General features: G+C 37.4%; 20 protein-coding genes. 17 read left to right on the top strand and 3 right to left on the bottom strand.

The window, feature by feature from the left end; translation table 11 throughout:
- Positions 1-774: 774 nt before the first annotated feature.
- Complete coding sequence (locus tag RAO94_10705; GenBank protein ID MDP8322808.1) at positions 775-912, bottom strand: hypothetical protein; 138 nt, start codon at positions 910-912, stop codon at positions 775-777.
- Positions 913-1,736: 824 nt separating this feature from the next.
- Between RAO94_10705 and RAO94_10710 the strand changes: the two genes are divergently transcribed.
- Together RAO94_10710 and RAO94_10715 are read left to right on the top strand one after the other, a co-directional pair.
- Positions 1,737-3,095, top strand: coding sequence for a sigma-54 dependent transcriptional regulator (locus tag RAO94_10710; GenBank protein ID MDP8322809.1), 1,359 nt, complete (start codon positions 1,737-1,739; stop codon positions 3,093-3,095).
- A gap of 9 nt (positions 3,096-3,104) precedes the next feature.
- On the top strand, positions 3,105-4,820 hold the full coding sequence (locus RAO94_10715; protein ID MDP8322810.1) for an ATP-binding protein: 1,716 nt from the start codon (positions 3,105-3,107) through the stop codon (positions 4,818-4,820).
- Positions 4,821-5,580: 760 nt separating this feature from the next.
- Here the strand turns inward: RAO94_10715 and RAO94_10720 are convergent.
- Positions 5,581-5,865: an HU family DNA-binding protein gene (locus RAO94_10720; protein ID MDP8322811.1), complete on the bottom strand. Its 285-nt coding sequence runs from the start codon at positions 5,863-5,865 to the stop codon at positions 5,581-5,583.
- A 223-nt stretch (positions 5,866-6,088) separates the two neighbouring features.
- Positions 6,089-6,943, bottom strand: coding sequence for a helix-turn-helix domain-containing protein (locus RAO94_10725; GenBank protein MDP8322812.1), 855 nt, complete (start codon positions 6,941-6,943; stop codon positions 6,089-6,091).
- Positions 6,944-7,363: 420 nt separating this feature from the next.
- Here RAO94_10725 and RAO94_10730 point away from each other — a divergent pair, with 420 nt between their 5' ends.
- From RAO94_10730 to RAO94_10800, 15 genes are all read left to right on the top strand, one after another.
- Positions 7,364-8,398: a Gfo/Idh/MocA family oxidoreductase gene (locus RAO94_10730; GenBank protein ID MDP8322813.1), complete on the top strand. Its 1,035-nt coding sequence runs from the start codon at positions 7,364-7,366 to the stop codon at positions 8,396-8,398.
- A gap of 51 nt (positions 8,399-8,449) precedes the next feature.
- Positions 8,450-9,298, top strand: a complete 849-nt coding sequence (locus tag RAO94_10735; protein ID MDP8322814.1) for a polyprenyl synthetase family protein — start codon at positions 8,450-8,452, stop codon at positions 9,296-9,298.
- A 13-nt stretch (positions 9,299-9,311) separates the two neighbouring features.
- Entirely contained in the window at positions 9,312-10,145 is an 834-nt protein-coding gene (locus RAO94_10740; GenBank protein ID MDP8322815.1) for a geranylgeranylglycerol-phosphate geranylgeranyltransferase, read from the top strand.
- Entirely contained in the window at positions 10,142-10,894 is a 753-nt protein-coding gene (locus RAO94_10745) for a geranylgeranylglyceryl/heptaprenylglyceryl phosphate synthase (protein MDP8322816.1), read from the top strand. Before RAO94_10740 ends, RAO94_10745 begins: the two co-directional genes overlap by 4 nt.
- Positions 10,891-11,682 (top strand): CpsB/CapC family capsule biosynthesis tyrosine phosphatase, encoded by a 792-nt coding sequence (locus RAO94_10750; GenBank protein MDP8322817.1) that lies wholly within the window; start codon positions 10,891-10,893, stop codon positions 11,680-11,682. The genes RAO94_10745 and RAO94_10750 overlap by 4 nt, the downstream gene beginning before the upstream one ends.
- Entirely contained in the window at positions 11,675-12,664 is a 990-nt protein-coding gene (locus RAO94_10755) for an NAD(P)-dependent oxidoreductase (GenBank protein ID MDP8322818.1), read from the top strand. Before RAO94_10750 ends, RAO94_10755 begins: the two co-directional genes overlap by 8 nt.
- Complete coding sequence (locus RAO94_10760) at positions 12,628-13,491, top strand: hypothetical protein (protein MDP8322819.1); 864 nt, start codon at positions 12,628-12,630, stop codon at positions 13,489-13,491. The genes RAO94_10755 and RAO94_10760 overlap by 37 nt, the downstream gene beginning before the upstream one ends.
- Positions 13,481-14,467, top strand: coding sequence for a lysylphosphatidylglycerol synthase transmembrane domain-containing protein (locus tag RAO94_10765; protein ID MDP8322820.1), 987 nt, complete (start codon positions 13,481-13,483; stop codon positions 14,465-14,467). The genes RAO94_10760 and RAO94_10765 overlap by 11 nt, the downstream gene beginning before the upstream one ends.
- A 26-nt stretch (positions 14,468-14,493) precedes the next feature.
- A complete protein-coding gene (locus tag RAO94_10770; GenBank protein ID MDP8322821.1) occupies positions 14,494-15,480 on the top strand; it encodes a MoxR family ATPase in 987 nt (328 codons plus the stop codon).
- Between the two features lie 368 nt (positions 15,481-15,848).
- Positions 15,849-16,088 carry a glutaredoxin domain-containing protein gene (locus tag RAO94_10775; protein ID MDP8322822.1) on the top strand — a complete coding sequence of 80 codons (240 nt, stop codon included), beginning with the start codon at positions 15,849-15,851 and terminating at the stop codon, positions 16,086-16,088.
- Positions 16,089-16,100: 12 nt separating this feature from the next.
- Positions 16,101-16,562: a MarR family transcriptional regulator gene (locus RAO94_10780; protein ID MDP8322823.1), complete on the top strand. Its 462-nt coding sequence runs from the start codon at positions 16,101-16,103 to the stop codon at positions 16,560-16,562.
- Positions 16,552-16,977, top strand: a complete 426-nt coding sequence (locus RAO94_10785) for an OsmC family protein (protein ID MDP8322824.1) — start codon at positions 16,552-16,554, stop codon at positions 16,975-16,977. The genes RAO94_10780 and RAO94_10785 overlap by 11 nt, the downstream gene beginning before the upstream one ends.
- Positions 16,977-17,828, top strand: coding sequence for a thioredoxin family protein (locus tag RAO94_10790; GenBank protein ID MDP8322825.1), 852 nt, complete (start codon positions 16,977-16,979; stop codon positions 17,826-17,828). Before RAO94_10785 ends, RAO94_10790 begins: the two co-directional genes overlap by 1 nt.
- A gap of 764 nt (positions 17,829-18,592) precedes the next feature.
- Positions 18,593-19,822, top strand: a complete 1,230-nt coding sequence (locus RAO94_10795) for an SUMF1/EgtB/PvdO family nonheme iron enzyme (protein ID MDP8322826.1) — start codon at positions 18,593-18,595, stop codon at positions 19,820-19,822.
- A 398-nt stretch (positions 19,823-20,220) separates the two neighbouring features.
- Entirely contained in the window at positions 20,221-22,260 is a 2,040-nt protein-coding gene (locus RAO94_10800) for a prolyl oligopeptidase family serine peptidase (GenBank protein MDP8322827.1), read from the top strand.
- Positions 22,261-22,424: the final 164 nt, after the last annotated feature.

The following is a 22,424-nucleotide window of genomic DNA, read 5'->3' on the forward strand; positions in this document are numbered from 1 at the left end:
AAGCTAATAATCGTAAGTTTTTCAGTGGAATCTTGTATGTTTTTGCCTTCATTTCTGAACTGGCAAAATTCCGCTATAATAGAACAAAATAAACAAATACATTTACACCAACATTTGGGACTTGACTGGTAACAAGAGGGCAACACCCGAGTAAGGCAAGGAGGCACGGCATGACATCTATGTGTTATGCCGTTCAGCCTTGCCTTGCTTACTTCTTACCCCTTTGTTGTCCCTATATTGCCAGAAGGTTAAAAGTAAGTTAACGGAATGGGTTCTTTTATTATGGAAAAACATAATCTCTGCTTGATAATTATCATCAAACAATAATTCCCTTGTTGGTTGTTTAGATTTCTCTTCAACTGTAAATTTCATCCTATATGAAGCAACTAAATTGATCGATATATAATGTAAACCTTTTTTGTGTTTGATTCTTGCTTCTCAGCAAAGAGTTTAATGCCACTTTCTCTAAAAAAAATGGCTCTCCATAGAAATTAACGGCAGACTTCAAAATTGTCACAAAGACTAAATTTAGTAATTTCTCTTTCGCATAGTAAATACTCGACAATTGATCAAATCACCATACACTTGTTTACTTCCTGTCCTTTCAATTTATCTCATTATATATTTTAGTCCATATGTTACATTATTCGCATTTTATCTCATTTTAGATGCTTTTAATCATAAAGATTTTAAATGTCATTATTTAACTACTTTCTCTGTCCCAATTATTCTCCCTGTACCATCCCTGTGGATTCCATATGGGTTACAAGTGTATCAATATTCATCTTTACCATATAAAATATCATAATTATATTCATATATTGCCGTAACGTTTCTACTGAAAAAAAACATTTTCAGCAATTTCTCAATTGTATCACCATTTTTACCCCAAAACATGATTTTCTTATACACCCATATCCCATAATTTGTAACTGAAACTCCTTTTGTTAATTTTCAGCTATTCTGATGACCTTTGTTTTACTGTTTACCCACTAATTTCTGCGGAGGGCAAAAAATATATTGCTGATAGCTATAATTATTTCAGTTTTACTAATCCCTAAAATGATATGATCAAGTAGAAAATGCATCATTGATAATGATGTCTTGCTCAAAAAAAATCAAGGACCTTAAAAAAGGAGCAAAGCTAATTATATTAATTTAATTCTAAACAAATCTGATAACTTCAATCTGTTTTTCAGAAATTTATCAGATATTTTCAGATATATAACTGCTAAACAGGTGTAACAACATAGCACTATCTAACAAAAAAATGTCACTATGTGCTTTGTTGTTCCTCTTAAATACTACTTTAGGACATGTGAAAGGTCTAAAATAAATAATTATATATAGTTATGGTCGCAGGTCACAAGTTTACATAATATATAGATGTCTTTGGGATAAATTTGTAGAAATTCATTATTTTTCGTAGGGAACGTTAGTTGTTTCCTCTTAGTTACTGAGTTAGAAGAATTAATAATTTAAAAAAAATAGTCGGATATTTTCTGCAGAATTGCCAGGAAACTGATTTTCCTTGACTTATAAATATAATGTTAATTTATAGAAAGGTAAAGAGGGAAAAGAGTCAGAAATTGCAAGTAATGGGTGTTTAGGCAAGAATTCTGAGAGTGAATTAAGAAATATGGATGGATGAATTGTCTAAATCCTGAAAGTTAGAGTATTTTTAAAAAAGGTGAAGATATAATTTTTGATTGAAGTCTTATATTTAAGGGGTATATATGGCAAAAATCCTGATCTGCGAAGATAAGGTGGAAGCAAGGGAGACACTGCGGGATATCCTTTTGGAACAGGGATACGAGGTGTTTGAAGCAGAAAATGGAAAGCTGGGTGTGGAAACTTTTCGGAAAGAAAGCCCAGATCTGGTGTTTCTGGATATATATATGCCGGTAATGGAAGGATTGAGTGCACTGGGTGAGATCATGAAGCTGAATCCAGAACAGATAGTGATCATGCTAACGGCATCAGCAGATATCAAGCAGAGCGTGAAGGCAATGAAGCTGGGAGCGCATGATTATATCACCAAACCCTTTGACCTGGAAGAATTATTTATCATCATCAAAAATGCCTTAAAGACCAATTCGCTGCATAGAGAAGTTCGCGAGCTCAAAAAGCAGCTTGCCAATCGCCAAAGCGATCTAGTGATAGGTGACAGCAGAGCGATCAAGAATATTATTAAATCTATAGATCTGGTTTCACCAACCGGGATGAGCGTGTTAATTACAGGAGAGAGTGGAACCGGTAAAGAGGTTTTTGCTCAATTGATCCACCGACGCAGCGAGCGGAAGGATTATCCCTTTGTGGCAGTAGATTGTGGTGCGATACCTGAGAACTTGATCGAAAGCGAATTATTTGGGTATGAGAAGGGTGCTTTCACTGGTGCAGATCATTCACGTCAGGGTAAATTTGAAGCAGCACATCGCGGGACATTGATGCTTGATGAGATCACAAATCTATCATTTGACGGGCAGGCTAAACTCTTACGGGCATTGGAGGAACGTCAGATCAGGCACGTAGGTGGCAACAAGGATATCCCTGTGGACGTACGCGTGATAGCAACTACAAATTTGAATTTACAGGAAGTTCTTAAGGATGGTAAATTCCGGCTTGATCTCTATCATCGGTTAAATGAATTTCAGATACATTTACCACCATTGAGGGAACGTAGAGAAGATATACCTGAGTTCGCCAGATATTTTTTGAAAATAGCCAACCAGGAACTGGGAAAGCAGGTGGGATCATTCAAGCCAGAGGCATTGGAATATATCTGCGAGCATGACTGGCAGGGCAATGTGCGAGAGCTGAAGCATGTATTAAAGAGGGCAGTTCTGATGTGCGAAAGCAGAGAATTGACTTTAGAGGATCTAATTCCTAATCCGCTGTCGGCACATCCTGGGTCAAAGGCAGAAGATATATTTGATCTGGATGGTAATTTTTATGATATAGTATCGGATCTGGAGAAGCAGCTTATAAATAATGCACTGATAAATTCTGAGGGGAATAAGACAAAGGCTGCAGAATATCTGGGAATGAATCGCAAAGCACTCTATCGCAAGATGAAAAGCCTGGAACTGGAATAAGGGGATTTTATGAATAATGACCAGTTATTAACAGAAGCTCAAAAAATCCGAAATCAGTCACCCTCTAAGGCGCTGGATATCCTGAACAGGATCGACATTTCACAATATCCTGATCCACATCAGAAGATTTCTATTTATAAGGAATACGTCTTTAACCTGGTGCATATGAGTAAAACAGACTTAGCCAAAGAATATATAGATAAAATCGGAAATCTGCTTCCGGAAACTAATGATATGTCAGATCAAATATATTATCATAAGGTTCGGGGAATAATTGATATTGAGAGAGGTAACTTCTCTACTGGCATAGATGAATTTATGAGAGTTCTGGATCTGGCACATAAATATAATGACATTAATATCATCTATAATGAGACAATTAATATTGGAGTACTATTTCGGAATCTAAAAAAGAATGACCAGTCTTTGAAATATTTTCTTCAGGCGCAGAAAATTGCCGAAGCTAATGATTTTGATCAATCGGAACTGATGCTAAACCTGATTGCTGTGAATTCAGAAGTGGGTGATATAGATGAAGCCATTAAAATTGGATTAGAACTGGAAAAGAAATATGAGAAAGGTAATAATTTAATCCGTAAGATATCATGCTGTATCAATATTGGCAATGCCTATTCCTCAAAGCAGGAATATGATAAAGCAATCAAGTATTTTGAGAAAGCTAATAATTTGATCAATGATACTGAGTTAGAGAATCGCTATTCTGATGTTAAATATCAGCTGGCAGCAGTCTTGGAGAGTTCCGGGAAAGTAAAGGAGGCAATCCCTCATCTGAAATTTGCGCTTGAATCAGCGGAGGAACAGGAAAAATTGGGCGATCAGGAAAAAATATTGCGATTACTGGCATCCTGTTACGACAAAATCGGTGACTGCAAACTTGCTTATGATACACTTAAGAAGTCTTATGAAATACATGAATTAATCATGGATGAAACTACAAAAGAAAAAATTGCCCGTTATCAAGCGACTCTGGAAGTGCAAGACAAACTGAATGAAAAGGAACAACTGATGATGATCTATGCCAGGCAGGCAGAGATGGGGCAGATGATAGCTGCAATTGCACACCAGTGGAGACAGCCTTTGAATGGACTTTCCATAATTCTGGATTCAATCTATGATGCCTGGGAATTTGATGAACTGGATGAGGATTCACTACATACTAAAATAGTTTCTGGTAAAGAAGTGATCTTTTCCATGAATAATACGATCAAAGATTTCCGCTCTTTCTTTGAGGAAAAGCAGGAATACGATATTTTTAATGTACGGGAAGTGATTGAAAAATCTATTCGATTTACTGATTATCGTTTCATAAATGAAAATATTAAACTCGATTTCAAAATAAAAGATAATTGCCTTCTCTCAGGCAGCAGTAATCAATTGCTGCAGGTTATTCTTATAATACTTAATAATGCTTTTGATGCTTTTGCCGGAAAAGATAAAAATGCGGCTTATGTATCAATACATCAGGAGATTAAGGATAATTTATCCTGGATAAGGATATCTGATAATGCTGGTGGGATCAAACCTGAGCTGATTGACCAGATCTTCTCACTTAACTTCTCAACCAAATCTAATGATGAAAATAGCGGGATTGGTCTTTATCTGGCAAAAATGATCATCGAACATAAATTCCTGGGGAGTATTTCGGTTGCTAATAGTAATAATGGAGCCGTATTTCTGATCAAAACACCTCTTTATAAACAGTAATTTCAGGGATTATCAGAAGATAATAGACAGATATTTACATTTAAATTTACCAGTTCAATACAGGTAACAATATCTCTATAAACTAATGCCAATCAAATCGGATACATTTTATTGATGAAAAGCTGACTGAAGGAAATGTAATTTTGCAGGTGGTAGAATAAAAAAGCAAAAAATTGGGCAGGCTTTTTGCAAACCGATTCGTCAAGCCCCACACAAGACTTTCGGCAGAAGGAAGAATGCTGCACAACACCTAACCCAATTTTGCCCGTTGGCGAGATCCTGGATTTGGATCGCCAGAAGAAAATATGGCTAAGAAAAAACCACAGTGGGTGGTGAGAACCCACGTGCCAAATGAAATAAAGTGGAGACATCATGTCAAGTTTTTTTTACTTTGCTGCTATAATAGTTCTCATCATGGCTTGCTAAATTAACTTAATAGATGTTAAATAAATAAATAATTGATTACAGTATATGGTCTAATTACGCAGAATAAGGGTTTGAAATAAATATTAAATAAAGATGAATAACCTGACAGTAAATAATAAAATAAGACCCGTCAAAAACGGGTCTTAATTTATCGGTCTGAAATGAATATCTTCTGCTTAAACGAGAAGGTTCATCATAACCATTTGCTTAATTAGAGCAATTTCAAGAAATTATTTTTTCTTTTTGTGCCGATTCTTACGCAGTCTTTTTTTCCGTTTGTGGTTATTGATCTTATAACCTTTCCGTTTTTTTCCGCAGGGCATTCATCCTCCAATTATTTGTTTGAAGAATCTACTTCTTCTTTGAAAGCACGTGAGAATTTAAAAGTAGGAACTACTCTTTCGGGAACCTGAACTTTTTCATCAGTTTTGGGGTTGCGGCCCATGCGTGCTTTACGGGTTTTAAGTTTAAATGTACCAAAACCTCTAATTTCGATATGGTGACCTTCTTCCATAGAGTCTTTAATGGCATCCAGGAATGCATCAACAGCCAGAGCGACATCCTTGCGGATAATTCCTGTGGCATCAGCAACTTTCTTTACTAAATCAGCTTTAGTCATAATTTTTCTCCTAAATTCCTTATTCGAAGAAACTATTTCTCTCGAGGGCGATTAGTTGTCAAGAGCTTTTTAGTTAATTTTATATAGATAAGATAATTAGGATAAAAAAAAGCCTGAACTCGGATGAGTTCAGGCAAAAAAGAAGAGAGATTTAAACTAAAAAAAATATTTAATCCTCAAAGATAAAAGAGGAGAGCGCCCCCTGCTAATGGGAGGGAGCAGTTTAAGGGACGCTCTTTGCTTTTGAGGAGGGATTTAATTTTTCATTATCCAGTTCCTGCTGGAATTCATCCAGTGTGATGCTGCGTTGCCATTCTACCCAGAAAGAATTTATCAAAGTCAGTGTGATCTCTGGATGTCGGATAAAGGTAGCGGTGTCACTTTCTGAAATTGAATTATCTGCTGTCAGAAGATAAAATACTCTGGTATTATCAAAGATCATCATCTTCATGGGCAGAAATCGTGCTAGCTTTACCGTTTCACCAAGTGCCTGGAATTTTTGAGCAACTTCCAGCGAATGCCTGGGATTAGTGCTATCTATTTGAAAGATAGACTTATGCACAATTTTACTGGAATCGTGCGGAGAACAGGCAAGCAAATCTCCTTTATCGCCATTCAGCCTGAGCTGGTAAGGTGGCTTGTTAAAGGATAAAATAACCTTGGTTGTAGTCTCCAGATATGACTTCAATCTTTTGTGTACTGCGCTAGATGATCTTAAGACCTCAATCAATTTATCATTGCTGTGCTCAATACTCTGGTTAGATAAAAACATCTGGTGAAGCTGCCGGGTAAGATTCCGAGCTGTTTTTGCCTGCTCGTCAATATCCCGTATTATGGGATCAAAGGCAAGTTCAGGGTCCACAGGAACATAGGTTTTCACTTTATCAAATACTTCGGTGCACAATCCTTTTTTGATAAGATTTTTTAGCACGTCATAAGTCTGCGTTCGGAAGATGCCGGTAATTAATGACAATTCCCTGGCAGACACTTTATAATGATCAAGAAGAGCAAGATAGGCATTAGCTTCAACTTCAGTAAGACCTATTCTAACAAGATCCTTAGTGAGCTTTCCGGGCATCAAACCTCCATTGTCTCTTCTATTACGACAATTATGTCGTACACGAAACGAAAACAAATTCATTGCTCTGCTTTGTCAAGTTTATTTTATTTTTATTCTCTTGATAAATTATTACTATCCAGTTAATTAATCAGTTGTTAATATTTTTTGTTGCATTTTTATTTAAAGATAAGATTGGAATATGCTTCTAACAAAGACTTCCAGAAATTCGGAGATAATCCTGAAATTATTGAATCACTGATGAATTACTTAAAACAATTGGAGATGAAAAATTCACAATTGTAGTAAAAAGAAACCGGTGAAGATAAAGAACATTAGGAAACAGTTCGGAGAGTTTACTTAGGGTTAAGAAAGAGTTGACAATAAGATAAATAATAAATAAGGTGTTTATTGTAGAAAAAATGGAGGATAACTGATTAAATGGAGACAAAGAAATTAGGATTAGTAGGTTGTGGGCGTATATCCAGCAAGCATTTTTCGGCAATTGCGCAAATAGAAGGTGCCGAGATTATCAGTTGTTGTGATATTATTGAACAAAGGGCACAAGATGCAGCTCGGGAACATGGGATTAAATCAGTATATACCAGTTACGATAAGATGTTGATTGATGAGAAATTTGATGCTATATTGATTTGTACTCCCAGTGGTATGCATCCTGAGATGGGGATCAAGGCAGCAGAGAAAGGCATTCATGTGATAACAGAGAAGCCAATGGGGATAAGCCTGGCAGCAGCAGATGAATTAGTTAAAGCCTGCGATGCTAATCAGGTTCAGCTCTTTGTAGTGAAACAAAACAGACTCAATCCTGCAATTCAATTATTAAGAAAGGCTATAAATAAAGGTAGATTTGGGAAGATATTCAGTTTAAATGCCACAGTTCGCTGGTCGCGTCCTCAGCATTATTATGATCAGGCAAAATGGAGGGGAACCTGGGAATTTGACGGTGGAGCCTTTATGAATCAGGCATCTCATTACATGGACCTTATCCAATGGCTGGGTGGTCCGGTTGATAGTGTGATGGCAATGACGGCAACTTTGGATCATAATATTGAAACAGAGGATATGGGAACCGGGATCATCCGATTCCGCAATGGGATGCTGGGAACCGTGGAAGTAACGATGAATATTTTTCCCAGGAATCTGGAAGGTTCCATCACAGTTATGGGGAAAAAGGGAACAGTGAAAATAGGTGGTATAGCAGTCAATAAAGTAGAGCACTGGGAATTTAAGGATTATGAAGATGATGATAAACTTATTCAGCAATGTGACACTAATCCGACCAGTGTATATGGTTTTGGTCATCAGGGATATTTGAAAAATGTGATTGATGTACTCCATGGAATTGGTGAACCGGAAACAGATGGGAGAGAAGGCAGAAAATCACTTGAGATTATCCTGGCAATGTATGAATCTGCGAAAAATGGCAAGCGAGTGCCATTACCATTGAAAATTTAAGTGAGGTAAAAATTGTTAGTTCAAGAGTATTTTAAAAGCAGGACAGACTTGTTGGAAGCAGGTTTAAGAGAATATTTACCTGCCAAAGACGAATATCCTCAGAATCTGAATGAAGCAATGAATTATGCTGTGTTCAGTGGGGGGAAAAGGCTCAGACCTATATTGTTTTTTGCTACTTATGAGATATTAATGGGTAGAAAGAATCTTAATCGACTGAATAGGGTATTACCCGCAGCAGTAGCTTTGGAGCTCGTTCATAACGCATCTCTGGTGCATGATGATCTACCCAGTATGGATAACTCACTGGAACGGAGAGGATTGCCATCAGTGCATATAAAGTATTCTCCTGCAACTGCAATTTTGGCTGGAGACGCTCTTATCACTAAGGCTTTTGAAGTCTTGACTGATATAAAAAACCGTTCTCATGCGGTAAAATGCATAGATGTGCTCACAAGAGCGCTTAGTACGCGGGGAATGATTGGTGGTCAGGCGGTGGATCTGATTTCCCAAAACAAAAAGATAAATATTAATGTCTTGAAATATATCCACATGAAAAAGACCGGTGCCTTGCTTCAGGCAGCTATAGAAATGGCATGTGTTTTAAATGACACAGAGGAAAATCTTACTATAACTTTAGGAAATTATGCTTTGAACCTTGGACTTGCCTATCAGATAGTTGATGATGTTCTGGATGAAGTGGGAACCTATGAAGTACTTGGTAAAGAACCAGGTTCTGATGCTCGAGGTAATAAAGCAACATATCCCAGCCTGATTGGACTTGAGAAATCCAAAAAAACTGCTGAGAAACTTCTGCGTGATTGCTATAATCTCATCAAAAATATGGAAGGTAATGAGGTTCTGATTGAGTACATCAACCAGGTGAAGGAACGCTTACCATAGGAAGTATTGAATATTGAGCTATTTAAAAATAATCCGACCTTTTAATCTTTTATTTGTGGGTTTGTGCATTGCTTTTGGTGCTCTGTATCCAGAATACCGGATCTCTGGGATCTGGAAAATTATTTCAGCGGTTCTTTCAGGGGTTTTTGTCGCTGCTGCGGGTTATACTGTGAATGATTATTATGATATTGAAATAGATAGAATTAATAAGCCGGATAGAGTATTGCCATCAGGTTCCATGAAAAGCAATAATGCTCTGATATACAGTATCATTCTTTTCCTGATCGGAATAATATTCTCCTATTTTACCAGGAGTATCATCTGTCTTTTAACAGCCTTCATTAATTCCATGTTTCTATTTTTATATGCCAGATTTTTTAAACGGGAATTTATTGTAGGTAATCTGCTGGTAGCTTATGCATCTGCTTCCTGCTTTATCTTTGGAGGAATAGCTGGGAAGAATATAGAAAACAGCTTGATAATCGCATTTTTTGCTTTCTTCTATACTTTCCTGAGAGAGATTGTAAAAGACCTGGAAGATATCAAAGGAGATAGTTTTGCAGGAGCAAGTACAATAGCAATTCGCTGGGAAAAAAAGAAAGTTGTCAGTATTTGTCTAATCCCTGTTCTGGCGATAATTGCGTTCACCACATATTTATTCATTCTGAAGGGCTTGGCAAATTCTCAATTTATACTGTTACTTTTCTTTGTGATTTTACCAATATTGATATTTTACCGGATCATAGCATCACAAAACAAGGTGGAAATCTATAATAAAATATCCCGATTAATGAAACTTGATATGCTTGTTTTATTGATCATATTTGCTATAGGAAGATTTATATGAATACTTATAAGCGGTTAGTTGAAATGTCTCGTAATCAGGCAAACTATTTTTGCCTGTTAGATCCCGATAATCTGAGTGCAGAGGAAGCAAAAGAATATGCTGTAAAAAGTGAAGAGAATGGGGCAGATGGCATCCTGGTGGGCGGTAGCCTGATGTATCGAGACAGTTTTGAAGAGAATTTGAAAATTATCAAGGAATCGGTTAAAAACATTCCGGTTTTAATATTTCCAGGGCTGTTCAATTTTGTTTCACCCTATGCTGACGCTTTGCTTTTGCTTTCTGTAGTATCCTCAAGAAATGCCCAGATGCTGATCGGTGAGCAGGTGAGAGCAGCACCATTGATAAGAAAATATGGAATTGAAGCGATAGGTACCGGATATTTGCTCATTGATGGAGGGAATAATTCATCTGTGCAATATATGAGCCACAGTATGCCGATTCCACATGCCAAAGATGATATTGCTGCGGTTCATGCTTTGGCAGCACAATATATCGGGATGAAGATCATCTATATGGATGCTGGCAGCGGAGCCAAAAAACCAATCTCAAACAGCATGATCTCTCTGGTAAAATCTGATATTAATATTCCTCTCATAGTGGGAGGAGGCATAAAAGATCCTGATACTGCAGCACAAAAGGCAGCTGCTGGAGCAGATTTCGTGGTAACTGGCAATATTCTGGAAAAGGGTTTCGATATCCATCTGATCAGGGAATTTGCCCGGGCAATCCACAGTAGTAGAAAAAAATGATAGATATTCACACTCATTTGCTGCCAGGAGTTGATGATGGCAGTTCTTCGCTTCAGCAGACTATCGAGCAGCTCAGAATTATGACCCAGGCAGGAGTAAAAAAAGTATATCTGACTCCACATTTTATGCGTAATCTATATCATAATACAAAAGAGGTGATCCTGCCGGTTTATGATAATTTGAAGAAAGAAGTAGAAGCTCTGGGGTTAAATATCCAGCTTGTGCTGGGAAGCGAGTTTTTTATTGATAATCATGCCGCTGAAACTATCCAGGCTGAGGAACTTACTTTAGGTGAAAGCTCATATGTCCTCTTTGAAAGTATGCTGCTGCAAATTCCCGCAGATATATTTGAACAGACCTATCAATTGCAGAAAGCAGGATATAAATTGATCATGGCACATCCAGAGCGTTATTCAGATATTATCAGGAAGCCTGATCTTGTGGAAGATTTCCTGCATCGTGACATATATCTTCAGATCAATGCCGGCAGTTTACTGGGAATGTATGGCAGAAATGTCCAACACACTGCTTTTGGTCTGTTAGAAAAAGGCTATATTCACTTTATTGCCTCAGATAATCACGGAGATCATCAGGAATCTGTGCTTGCAGGTGCCTATCAGCTTGTGTCCCACAATTTCGGAGATAAGATCGCTGATGAGTTATTTGAAAATAATCCTGCCAGAATCTCTTCAGATGAAAAAATTGAATTGATCAATCACTGGAGATTGCCGGACAAACCTAAATCAATTTGGTCAATACTTAAGACCTTTTTTACTGGTTATGAATAAAAAATTACTTCTCACGGGTGCTACGGGTTTTATCGGTCGTCATATAGTGCAGCAGCTCAGTATGAAGAAATATGATATTACCCTTCTTGTTCGTCCAGAGACAAACAAAAAAAGATTGGATAATTTACCAGAAAAAGCAGAAATAATTCTTCTGGATCTAAGAAATATTAACAAGTTAAAAAAAATACTCACAGAAAATACGTATGATGCGATAATCCACGCTGGAGCAATTAGAAATAGACCTCAGAACAATGCTGATGACTATTTAAAGGCAAATGTGCAATCGACTGAGCAATTAGCACTGCATGCAATAAAAAATCAGTCAAAGTTCATGTTTTTCTCCTCAGTTGGCGTATTTGGTAGTGTCCCGGTGAGTTTACCTCCTGAGGAAAGCTCTCCACGGGTAGGTGATAATCTATATCATCAAAGTAAGATCCAGGCTGAATCACTGGTAAATAGATATGTGCTTTATGGACTTAATTCAGTAATTATCAGACCTGCCATCACCTATGGAACAGGGGATTTCGGGTTCCCTTACAGTCTGATAAAAATGATTGATAAAAATAAAATCCTGTTACCAAAACAGGCTCCCAGTATTCACCTGGCAAACGTGGATCTGCTCGTTTCTGCAGTTCAGCAATTGCTGCAAAATGATTATCAGCCAGGCAAGATATATAATATTGCTGACCGCAATCCAGTAGATTTATTAACTCTGGCAGATACGATCAGTCAGGAGCTAAAAGGAAAGGATTTTGATAAAAGACTAATTATTCCGAACTGGTATTTTAATACAGCTGCCAGAATTGCCGGATTGCTTGGTAATAAAGCCTGGGCAAGTCGTTTCCAATTATTCAGCAGAAGCTGGTATTATAATGTAGAAGCAGCTTATGAGGATTTAAAACTAAAGAATATAGAAACCACAACAGGAATCAGGAGCACAGTACAATGGTACAAGAAAATCAAGCAAATCAAAAAGAATTAATCGAGAAATATGATGAGGGGCTGGGGACAGTATATGAGCGTTTCAGGCTGAATTATATTTTTAAGCGTCTAATGAAAACTAACAATATTAAACGAATCCTGGAATACCCGATGTATGGTATGACGGGTGTGGATGGGATAAATTCTGTTTATTTTGCCCAGCAGAATGCTGAGGTGGAGATAGTGGATGATAACTGGGAACGACTGGAAAAAGTGAAAAACAACTGGCAGTTGCTGCAGCTTGATCATAAGCTGAATACTCATTACTGTCCTCATTCAGAAATAGGTAGAATAGACTTACCTGAGCAAAGTTATGATCTGGTCTGGAATTTTGCTGCTCTCTGGTTTTATCATGACGCAGATATTATTATTAACCGGATGATAGACCTTTCCAAAAAATTAGTGATGATCTCGGTGAATAATACATCACAGCCAGGTTATCCTTTACGCAAGTATCTGCTTGATAGAGAATTTTTCACTGGAAATGATATTGACACTCGCTGGGTGCAAATGCCCCGTATAAAGCAAATATTACGGACTTATGGTCTTGATATATTGGAAGAAGGTGTTTTTGATACTCCGCCCTGGCCTGATACATGTCTGCCGGTTGATGAACTCAAAAGAAAACTGGGTTTCAAGGTTGAAAGCAATAAAAAATCTGACTGGCTCTGGTCAATGATGGCATGGTATGCTGGTGAAGATCCTGAGCTGGAAAATAAAGTAAAAAGATTCATGTTCATCGAGGATTCACCACTTCCTCAGTGCATAAAACAATTCTGGTCACATCACCGCTATATCATTGCTCGTAAAAGGGATTATGAAAAATAGGATTAATCTGATAGTGGGCATACTTCTGGGTTTGATCTTTCTAATCATCTGGTTGCATATGGTAGATTGGAACATTCTCATCGAGTATTTCAGGAATTATGATCTCAGTTTGATCCCCCTATTTTCGTTCTTTTATATTCTGGCCTATATTCTGCGAAGCTGGCGCTGGAAAATTATTCTCAAGCCTGTATATAATATGAGTATTTTCTATGCCTTCAAAGTATTTATGTCAGGTATGCTGGTAAACTATCTGATTCCTGTCAGAGCTGGAGAATTGGCAAAATCAATTATCTTAAAAAATAAAGACCAGGTTCCTGTTTCCAAAAGCTTGCCTTCCATTTTTATTGATAAACTCACTGACCTGTTTCCGATTCTGCTGATAATAATTCTGATCCCTTTATTAACTGTGCAAATTAATCGGCTACTAATGATCATCATTATTCTGCTTCTACTTATTTTCATCTTACTTCTGCTGTTTGTATTCTTCACAGTCAAACACCCGCAAAAAGCATTTAATATTCTCATAGGCATAGAACGAATAGCTCCGGCTTCCTGGCGACCCAAACTGCATCAATTCTTCTCTGATTTCATTGCAGGTATGGCTATCATGCAAGGAAGAATATTTGCGTATATGCTTATTTATCTCATCACTCTGGCAGCAGTATTTTCCGAAGCACTATATGTCTATTTTGTTTTCAAAGCTTTCGGGGCAGAAACCACTTATTTCAGGATTTTATTCGGTTATACATTGATGAATCTAACGTATATCCTGCCAACGCCTCCCGCTCAAATCGGGTCTAATCAATTTATGTGGGTACTAATTTTCTCTATCGCTCTCGGCATAGATAAAAATCTTACGAGTGCAGCAGTTATATTCTCTCATCTGATTACCTCCATCTGGATTTTCTTATGTGGAATCATTTCTTTGCTTGCCTTAAAACTAAGATTTAATCAATTGGTCTCCAATAGAAAATAAAGAAATTAATTACGAGGTAATTTTATATGAGTAATGAACAGGCTAAAACATTAGAAAGCTTGAATGCAGTCAGAAATGCAATCGTCAACGAGATCAAAAAAAATATCGTAGGTCAGGAAGAAGTAATTGTTAATTTCCTTACAGCTATCTTTGCTGCAGGTCACTGCCTGATCGAGGGTGTTCCCGGTCTGGCAAAAACAATGCTGGTATCTACCCTGGCTGAAGCAACTGATATGAAATTCAGCCGTATCCAGTTTACTCCGGATCTGATGCCTTCTGATATTACCGGTACTGAAATTCTGGCAGAAGTATCAGGGGAAGGTAAAAGAGAATTCCAGTTCCTCAAAGGTCCCATATTTGCAAATATCATTCTCGCTGATGAGATCAATAGAACTCCTCCCAAAACCCAAAGCTCACTTCTGGAAGCAATGCAGGAATATCAGGTCACTGCTGGAAATAATACTTTTGAACTGGAAAAACCATTCCTGGTGATGGCTACTCAAAATCCTATTGAGCAGGAAGGTACATATCCACTCCCGGAAGCTCAACTTGATAGATTTATGTTCAATATTCTTATTGATTATCCAAGTCATCAGGAAGAAGTAGACATTGTAAAACAGACTACTGTTAATAGAATTTCCGGAATTAAAAAGGTTATTGACGCCAAAGACATTGTCACTTATCAGAACTTTATCCGACAAATACCTGTTAGTGACCATGTTATGGAATATGCTGTTAACTTAGTGCGTGCCACCAGACCTGTTAATGCAGAATGCCCTGATTTTATTAAAACATGGGTTAGCTGGGGTGCTGGTCCCAGGGCTTCTCAGTATCTGATAATTGCTGCCAAAACAAGGGCTGCTCTGGAGGGAAGACCCACTCCTTCTATTGATGATGTTAAGCAGGTTGCTCACATAGTTTTAAGGCATCGGATCTTAGTCTCTTTTGCCGCTGAAGCAGAAGGTCTGGATACTAATAAGATCATCACAAAATTACTGGAAACTATTAAATAATAATATTTTAGCTAATACCTAATCTGAGCGATTCTGTTTTGTTTCAGATTGCTAATATCTGTAGCAGATTGAGTTGTGAAAAATTGCAGGAATACCGCATGGTATTTCAAAATTTTCCCCAACTTCAAGATGCCAAAAAGATTAGTGATATTAGCAAATGAGAATCGCTCAGGTTAGGTAATAATAAGGCAGAATAATTTATAAATTATCTGCCTTATTTTATTTTTATCTTGTATAAAATTTTCAAAAATGAAAAAGTTGTATTGTGTTTATTAATTAATATAGAAATCTTTGGAATGTGGAATATTTTTTGGAAAATAATATTTTATGGTTATACTATAATTAATAGTATAAGGTGGAGATAGTAGATGAAAGCTAAAACTGTGATTTTATTTTCAACGCCAACTTGCAGTTGGTGCAAAAAGATGAAGGATTATCTAAAACAAAACCAGATCAGATTCAAAGAGATAGATGTTTCGCGTGACGCTTCTGCGTTGCGTGATATGATTAAAAAAAGTGGGCAAAGGGGCGTCCCCCAAACTTGGGTGAATAATCGCCCGGTTGTTGGTTTTGATAAAGAGAAATTAAAAAAGCTATTAGAATTATAGCGTGGAGGAATTATGGAAAAGAACCTGGTAAAATTCGCAAAGTTAAGCAAAGAACTCAATACTCTTTGCCAGAAAAGAGAGATCATGACTAGAAAGCAACTGAATCTTGGTCGGATTGAATGTGATCTATTGCAATATCTGCACGATTTGAATACCGCCATCTGCATGAATGATATTGCAGAAAAATTAAATGTTTCCCATAGTAGAATAACCCGCCTGATTGATACTCTTGTAGAAAAAGGGCTTGTAGAACGCTTTGCCTCTCGTCGTGACCGTAGAAGCTGGTTGGCTAAAATCACGGCTAAAGGTAGAAAAATCGCCAGTGAATCAATTCAGGATTTGATGATAATCCAGGAAAAACTTATCGAAATGTTCCCAACTGAGAATATTGATGAAATCTTTAACCATGTGATGATATATCTCACAACATATAACGAATTATTAAGAGAAAAGGAAATTGCCCGTGGTAAATAAAGCCAAAATCACCTGGAAAGGTAATGTAAGTTTCGAAGCTGATCTGGGTGGTCACAAAATAAATATCGATACCACTAAAGAAAAGGGTGGAAATGATACCGGACCAGGTCCCATGTTATTATTACTGCCTGCTTTAGCTGGTTGCAGTTCTTTTGGGGTAGTGGGTATCTTAAAAAAAATGCGCATCAAAGATTTCAAACTTGAAATTGAAGTGGAAGCAAATAAGACAACTGAACACCCCCAGGTATATGACCGGATTGATCTATTTTACAATTTCACCGGTGAAAACCTTGATAATGCCAAGTTAACCAAAGCTGTTACCGTGGCAGAAGAGCGTTTTTGCGGCGTATATCTGATGCTGGCAAAAACCGCTAAAATCAATTCTATAATCATTAATAATGGAGTTAAAATTTAATGCGCCTTAAAATCTCAATACTTGCCATTCTTATGCTTATTTCTCTTTCATTAGCAGCAAATAATATCGAATGGCTCACGAACGTAGAAGATGCCCTGCAAAAGGCAAAGGCTTCTAATAAACATGTTTTCGTCTTTTTTACCGGCTCAGATTGGTGTAGCTGGTGTGATAAACTCACTTCTGAAGTTTTCGACCAACAGGAATTCAAAAACTATGTAAATGAAAATATGATCATGGTAAAACTCGATTTTCCTCGCGCTGATATTCTGTCAAAAGAGCAAAAAGCTTATAATAATCAAAAACAGCAAAAATATAATATTCAGGGTTATCCTTCTGTGCTGATCCTGGATACTGATGGAAATGTAGCATTACAGACAGGATACAGAGAAGGTGGAGCATTTCAATATGTAAAATTCCTCAAAGGATCTCTGGAATTTAAATTTGATGAGTCAAATTCTACTTATACTGATGATCAGGGTCTTGTCTGGCAGAAAAATCTGGATTTAGCAAAAAAAATCGCCAAAAAAGAAAACAAGTCTATACTGATAAATTTCACTGGCTCTGACTGGTGCATCTGGTGCCACAGGATCAGAGATGAGATATTCTACCAGCAGGAATTTGAAGAATTTGCTAAAGAAAATCTCATCTTAGTTAGATTTGATTTCCCCAAACAAATCAAATTACCGGCTGGTGAAGAAAACTATAACATGCAAATGGCTCAGAAATTCGGAGTGAAGGGCTTTCCTACTCTCTTTCTCACCGATAGCTCTGGCAATGTAATTCAAAAACTCGGCTATGAAAAAGGTGGTGCAATCCCTTATGTGGCAATGCTGCAAGATCTGATCAAATGATCCATAGCTAATATAATTAAGGCAGGTTTTTATTAACCTGCCTTATTTTTTTATCCAGATTTTTTACAGCACTAAATTCTTTAATAAATATCAAAATATATCTATTTATATATAAATCAAACGCCCAACCAGTAATATATTTTTACAAGTGTAAATATCCCCACCTCAACCCAAATATTATGTAAACTTAGGCTACGTGTATATACTAAACCTTCGCAATGGTTAATTTTACAGATAATGTAATATAAGAATTATCAACTACGAAAACCACGAAATGACACGAAAGAATGTAATGTGAAGAATTTTTAAGCAACGAACAAAACTAACAAAACGAACTATTTTTTAGCAGATGTGCACCGTCGGTGAAATCACAGGTGGGGCGCAGATGCGGGAGAATAAACCATCTAAGCCAAAGGTTTATGCTGCATAACCAGACCATCCTGGTCTGATTTCTTTAATAGTCATAGACATAAATTCCACTGATTAACATAGAAAAAGTAATCTGAAGATTTATTCAACCGCTAAAACCGCTAATTAACGCGAATGGAAGAACGCTAAATAAGAGAATAATGCATGAAATCTTTAAACGCCTTTCTCATTTTTTATTTTCTTACATTTATTCGCGTATTATTAGCGGATTCTTGATGAGCTGTAAGCTTGCGAAAGCTATTCGTGGTTCATATTTTATTCTTGCAAAAAAAAGCCTGAATATTAATATTCGAACAAAATCAGAAAGAGGTAATTTTTAATAGGAGGAAGAAGATATGAAAAAAGCAATTTATGCGGTGATATTAGTATTATTATTAACTGGAATATTGATAGCTGAGCCAGGGCAAGTACCACCAAAAGGCATGGTATTTGTGGAAGGTGGCACTTTCCAGATGGGCAGTACAAGTGGAAAAGATAGAGAAAAGCCAGTGCATAGAGTCACTGTGAGTGATTTTTATATAGGTAAATATGAGGTTACTCAGGGTGAATATGAAGCTGTGATGGGCACGAATCCTTCTGAATTCAAGAAGTCAGGCAAAGATGCTCCTGTTGAGGAAGTTAGCTGGGTTGAGGCAGCGGAATATTGTAATAAATTGAGTGATCGGGAAGGACTTGATCGTTGTTATAGTGGCTCTGGAAGTAATATTACGTGGTATTTCAATGCTAATGGTTACCGTCTGCCCACAGAAGCAGAATGGGAGTTTACTGCACTGGGGGGGAACAAAAACAAGGGCTATAAGTATTCTGGCAGTAATGATCTTGGTAGTGTAGCCTGGTATCGTGATAATTCAGGAAAAACGCATAGTGTAGGTGAAAAACAGGCTAATGAGTTAGGGATATATGATATGAGTGGCAATGTTTGGGAATGGTGCTGGGACTGGTATGGTGATTACAGCGAAAGTGCACAGACTGATCCGCATGGACCTGCATCGGGCTCTGACCGAGTGCGTCGGGGTGGTGGCTGGAGCGGTGATGCCAGTTGCTGCCGGGCTGATTATCGCGCCCGATACAACCCTGCCCGCTACACTGGCGGCACCATCAACTCCCTTGGCTTCCGCTTAGTCCGCAGTTCAAAATTGAAGATAACTCAATCAGAAGAAGCAAATTTCACCTATACTGATGATCAGGGACTTGTCTGGCAAAAAAATCTTGATAGAGCAAAAAAACTCGCCAATAAAGAAAACAAGTCAATACTGATAAGATTTTCTGGCTCTGACTGGACCCCCTTTTACCACAAGATGAACAATGAGATATTCTATCAGCAGGAATTTGAAAAATTTGCCAAAGAAAATCTCATTTTAGTTAGATTTGATTTTCCAAGAAATACAAAATTACCAGCAGATGAAGAAAACTATAACAAGCAAATGGTTGAGAAATTTGGATTGAAGGGACTTCCTACTCTTATTCTCACCGATAGTTCTGGCAATGTAATTCAAAAACACAACGGCTATATAAAAGGTGGTGCAATCCCATATGTGGCTACGTTGCAAGATCTGATAAAATAAACCGTAGCTAATATAATTAAGGCAGGTTTTTCATAACCTGCCTTATTTTTTTATCCAGATTTTTTACATCACTAAATTCTTTAATAAATATCAAAATATATCTATTTATATATAAATCAAACGCACTACCAGTAATATATTTTTATAGGTGAAAATTTCCCCACCTCAGCCCAAATATTATGTAAACTTAGACATCGCATAGATAACCGACAATATATCAATAACTTAGATTTATATGAAAGTATAAAACACCTGTTTGGCACTTACGGGATTGAAATAACCTGGAATAAAGCTAAAATAACATGTGAAATATAGGAAAAAATAAAATGATTTTAATTGACATAATTGTGTATATTATTTAACTCATACAAAATAAAAATCACTGATTAGGAGAAATAATGTTTAAATATCCGCATACTCGCAGAGATGATATTGTAGATGAAATTCATGGGAAAAAGGTGTATGATCCATATCGCTGGCTGGAAGATAGCAGTGATGAAGAAGTACTTAACTGGGATAAAGCCCAGAATGCGATTTCTGAGCCATATCTTCAGGCATTACCAGCAAGAGAATACTTCTTCAATAAAATTAAAGACAGCTATTATTATGATGTTGATTCCATTCCCCGCAAAGTGAAGGGTGGAACTCGCTTACTTTTTACTCGGCAACTGGCAGCGGAAGAGAAATCGATATTGATGATCATGGAGGATGCTGAAAGCAAACCGCGGGAAATCTTGAATCCTAATAATTGGGCAAATGATGAGACTTTGGGTCATTATAAAATATCAAATACGGGACGTTATCTTAATTACGGAGTAATCAAAGGGGGTAAAGAAGATCCTGATTTCCGGATTATGGATATTGACAGTGGAGAACATCTACTTGATAAACTGCAGGGGCATAAACAATATACTAACAGTTGGCTGCCTGATGACAGCGGATTTTATTACAGATATTGTCCATTACCTCCAGAGGTTCCGGAAAATGAGCAGGATTACTGGGCGCGGACAAATCTGCATCGGCTGGGAACAGACGCGAAAGAAGATAAGCTGATCTTCGCTGATGATAAAGTAAAAGAAATGTGGGCAAATGCTTATCTGAGTTATGATCAGCAGTATTTAATTTATGGTAAAGGGATCTTTAAACAGTCTTTCTGGATTGAGAAATATGGAAGTGGAGAAATGAAGGCAGTGAAGCCGGAAATTAAATTTCAACTTGATATTGAGATATATAATGATCATCTTTACATTTTGACTGATGAAGATGCGCCTAAAAATTGTATCTATAAAGTAAATTGTTCAGCACCAGAGCGGGAGAACTGGGAACTTCTTATCCCTGAGAAGGATAGCAAGATTGAAAAATTTGGGATAGTGGATGGGAAGCTGTTTATAAATTATCTGGATGGGATTTATAATACCATAGAAATATATGATACTGATGGTGGATTTTTGCAGGAGATCAAATTGCCAGGTAATGGGATTGCCTTCTGGCGCGGTTTGCAGGATGAGAAAGATATTTATATCTATTTCAGCAATCCTGTAACTCCATATATCAGATATAAGTATGATTTTGAAAGAAACTTTTTGGAGCAGGATTTTGTTTATATTAATCCCGAGTTTGCTTATAACAGCACTGATTTCGTATCAAAAATTGAATATGCTATTTCCAGAGATGGGACCAGGATTCCCTTGATCATCAGTCACAGTGCAGATATGCAGAAAGACGGCAGTAATCCGGTTATACTTTACGGTTACGGTGGCTTCAATGTTTCAATGGGTCCAAATTTCAGTGCTGGGGTTCTGGCTCTATGCCAACAGGGTGGAATATATGTAACGGCATGTCTGCGTGGTGGAGGAGAATTTGGGGAAGAATGGCATCAGGAGGGAATGAAAGAGAAGAAGCAGAATGTATTTGATGACTTTATTGCTGCTGCAAAATATATAATTAATGAGAAATATACCTCACCGGAGCATTTAGGTATTATGGGTGGCAGTAATGGTGGTCTGCTTACTGGAGCCTGCCTGGTTCAGAAGCCAGAATTATTTGCTGCTGCCGTAATTGAGGTTCCGCTCCTTGATATGATCCGCTACCATAAAAACAAATTTGCCAATATCTGGAAAGAAGAATATGGCTCAGCGGAAGATGAAGAGGAATTTAATTATCTGCTGGCATATTCACCGTATCATAATATTGATGAGGAAGCAGAATATCCCGCTACTCTGGTAACCGGGGGATTCAATGATTCGCGTTGTGACCCGTATCATGCACGAAAGTTTGCAGCAGGATTGCAATATGCCGCCGAGAATATTGGCAATGAAAACCCCATCCTGTGCCGCATAGATTATAATGAAGGACATGGTTTCGGTGGTGGAAAAACCCAGTTTTACGATAAGAGCGCACAAATGCTCGCATTTCTGCTGGAGCATACCCAAAATTAGTAATTGTTAGCTAAGTAGAACTTGCACAGCGGGTGGTACTCCGGAAGTCCATCCTTCGCCTACTATATCGTTTTACTGCGGAGCAATGTAGATCAAACTTTCCAGTTTGATATTAAATTAAAAAACTTAATCTGGAAAGATTAAGCTACAAGGTTATGTAACTC

Source organism: Candidatus Stygibacter australis, assembly GCA_030765845.1.
Classification (GTDB): domain Bacteria; phylum Cloacimonadota; class Cloacimonadia; order Cloacimonadales; family TCS61; genus Stygibacter; species Stygibacter australis.

Bases quoted from the DNA above. Each gene is read 5' to 3' on its own strand.
- RAO94_10760 (MDP8322819.1), top strand. From the start codon at position 12,628: ATGGTACAAGAAAATCAAGCAAATCAAAAAGAATTAATCGAGAAATAT.
- RAO94_10725 (MDP8322812.1), bottom strand. From the start codon at position 6,943: ATGCCCGGAAAGCTCACTAAGGATCTTGTTAGAATAGGTCTTACTGAA.
- RAO94_10715 (MDP8322810.1), top strand. From the start codon at position 3,105: ATGAATAATGACCAGTTATTAACAGAAGCTCAAAAAATCCGAAATCAG.
- RAO94_10770 (MDP8322821.1), top strand. From the start codon at position 14,494: ATGAGTAATGAACAGGCTAAAACATTAGAAAGCTTGAATGCAGTCAGA.
- RAO94_10750 (MDP8322817.1), top strand. From the start codon at position 10,891: ATGATAGATATTCACACTCATTTGCTGCCAGGAGTTGATGATGGCAGT.
- RAO94_10765 (MDP8322820.1), top strand. From the start codon at position 13,481: ATGAAAAATAGGATTAATCTGATAGTGGGCATACTTCTGGGTTTGATC.
- RAO94_10720 (MDP8322811.1), bottom strand. From the start codon at position 5,865: ATGACTAAAGCTGATTTAGTAAAGAAAGTTGCTGATGCCACAGGAATT.
- RAO94_10730 (MDP8322813.1), top strand. From the start codon at position 7,364: ATGGAGACAAAGAAATTAGGATTAGTAGGTTGTGGGCGTATATCCAGC.
- RAO94_10795 (MDP8322826.1), top strand. From the start codon at position 18,593: ATGAAAAAAGCAATTTATGCGGTGATATTAGTATTATTATTAACTGGA.
- RAO94_10775 (MDP8322822.1), top strand. From the start codon at position 15,849: ATGAAAGCTAAAACTGTGATTTTATTTTCAACGCCAACTTGCAGTTGG.
- RAO94_10800 (MDP8322827.1), top strand. From the start codon at position 20,221: ATGTTTAAATATCCGCATACTCGCAGAGATGATATTGTAGATGAAATT.
- RAO94_10755 (MDP8322818.1), top strand. From the start codon at position 11,675: ATGAATAAAAAATTACTTCTCACGGGTGCTACGGGTTTTATCGGTCGT.
- RAO94_10710 (MDP8322809.1), top strand. From the start codon at position 1,737: ATGGCAAAAATCCTGATCTGCGAAGATAAGGTGGAAGCAAGGGAGACA.
- RAO94_10790 (MDP8322825.1), top strand. From the start codon at position 16,977: ATGCGCCTTAAAATCTCAATACTTGCCATTCTTATGCTTATTTCTCTT.
- RAO94_10780 (MDP8322823.1), top strand. From the start codon at position 16,101: ATGGAAAAGAACCTGGTAAAATTCGCAAAGTTAAGCAAAGAACTCAAT.
- RAO94_10745 (MDP8322816.1), top strand. From the start codon at position 10,142: ATGAATACTTATAAGCGGTTAGTTGAAATGTCTCGTAATCAGGCAAAC.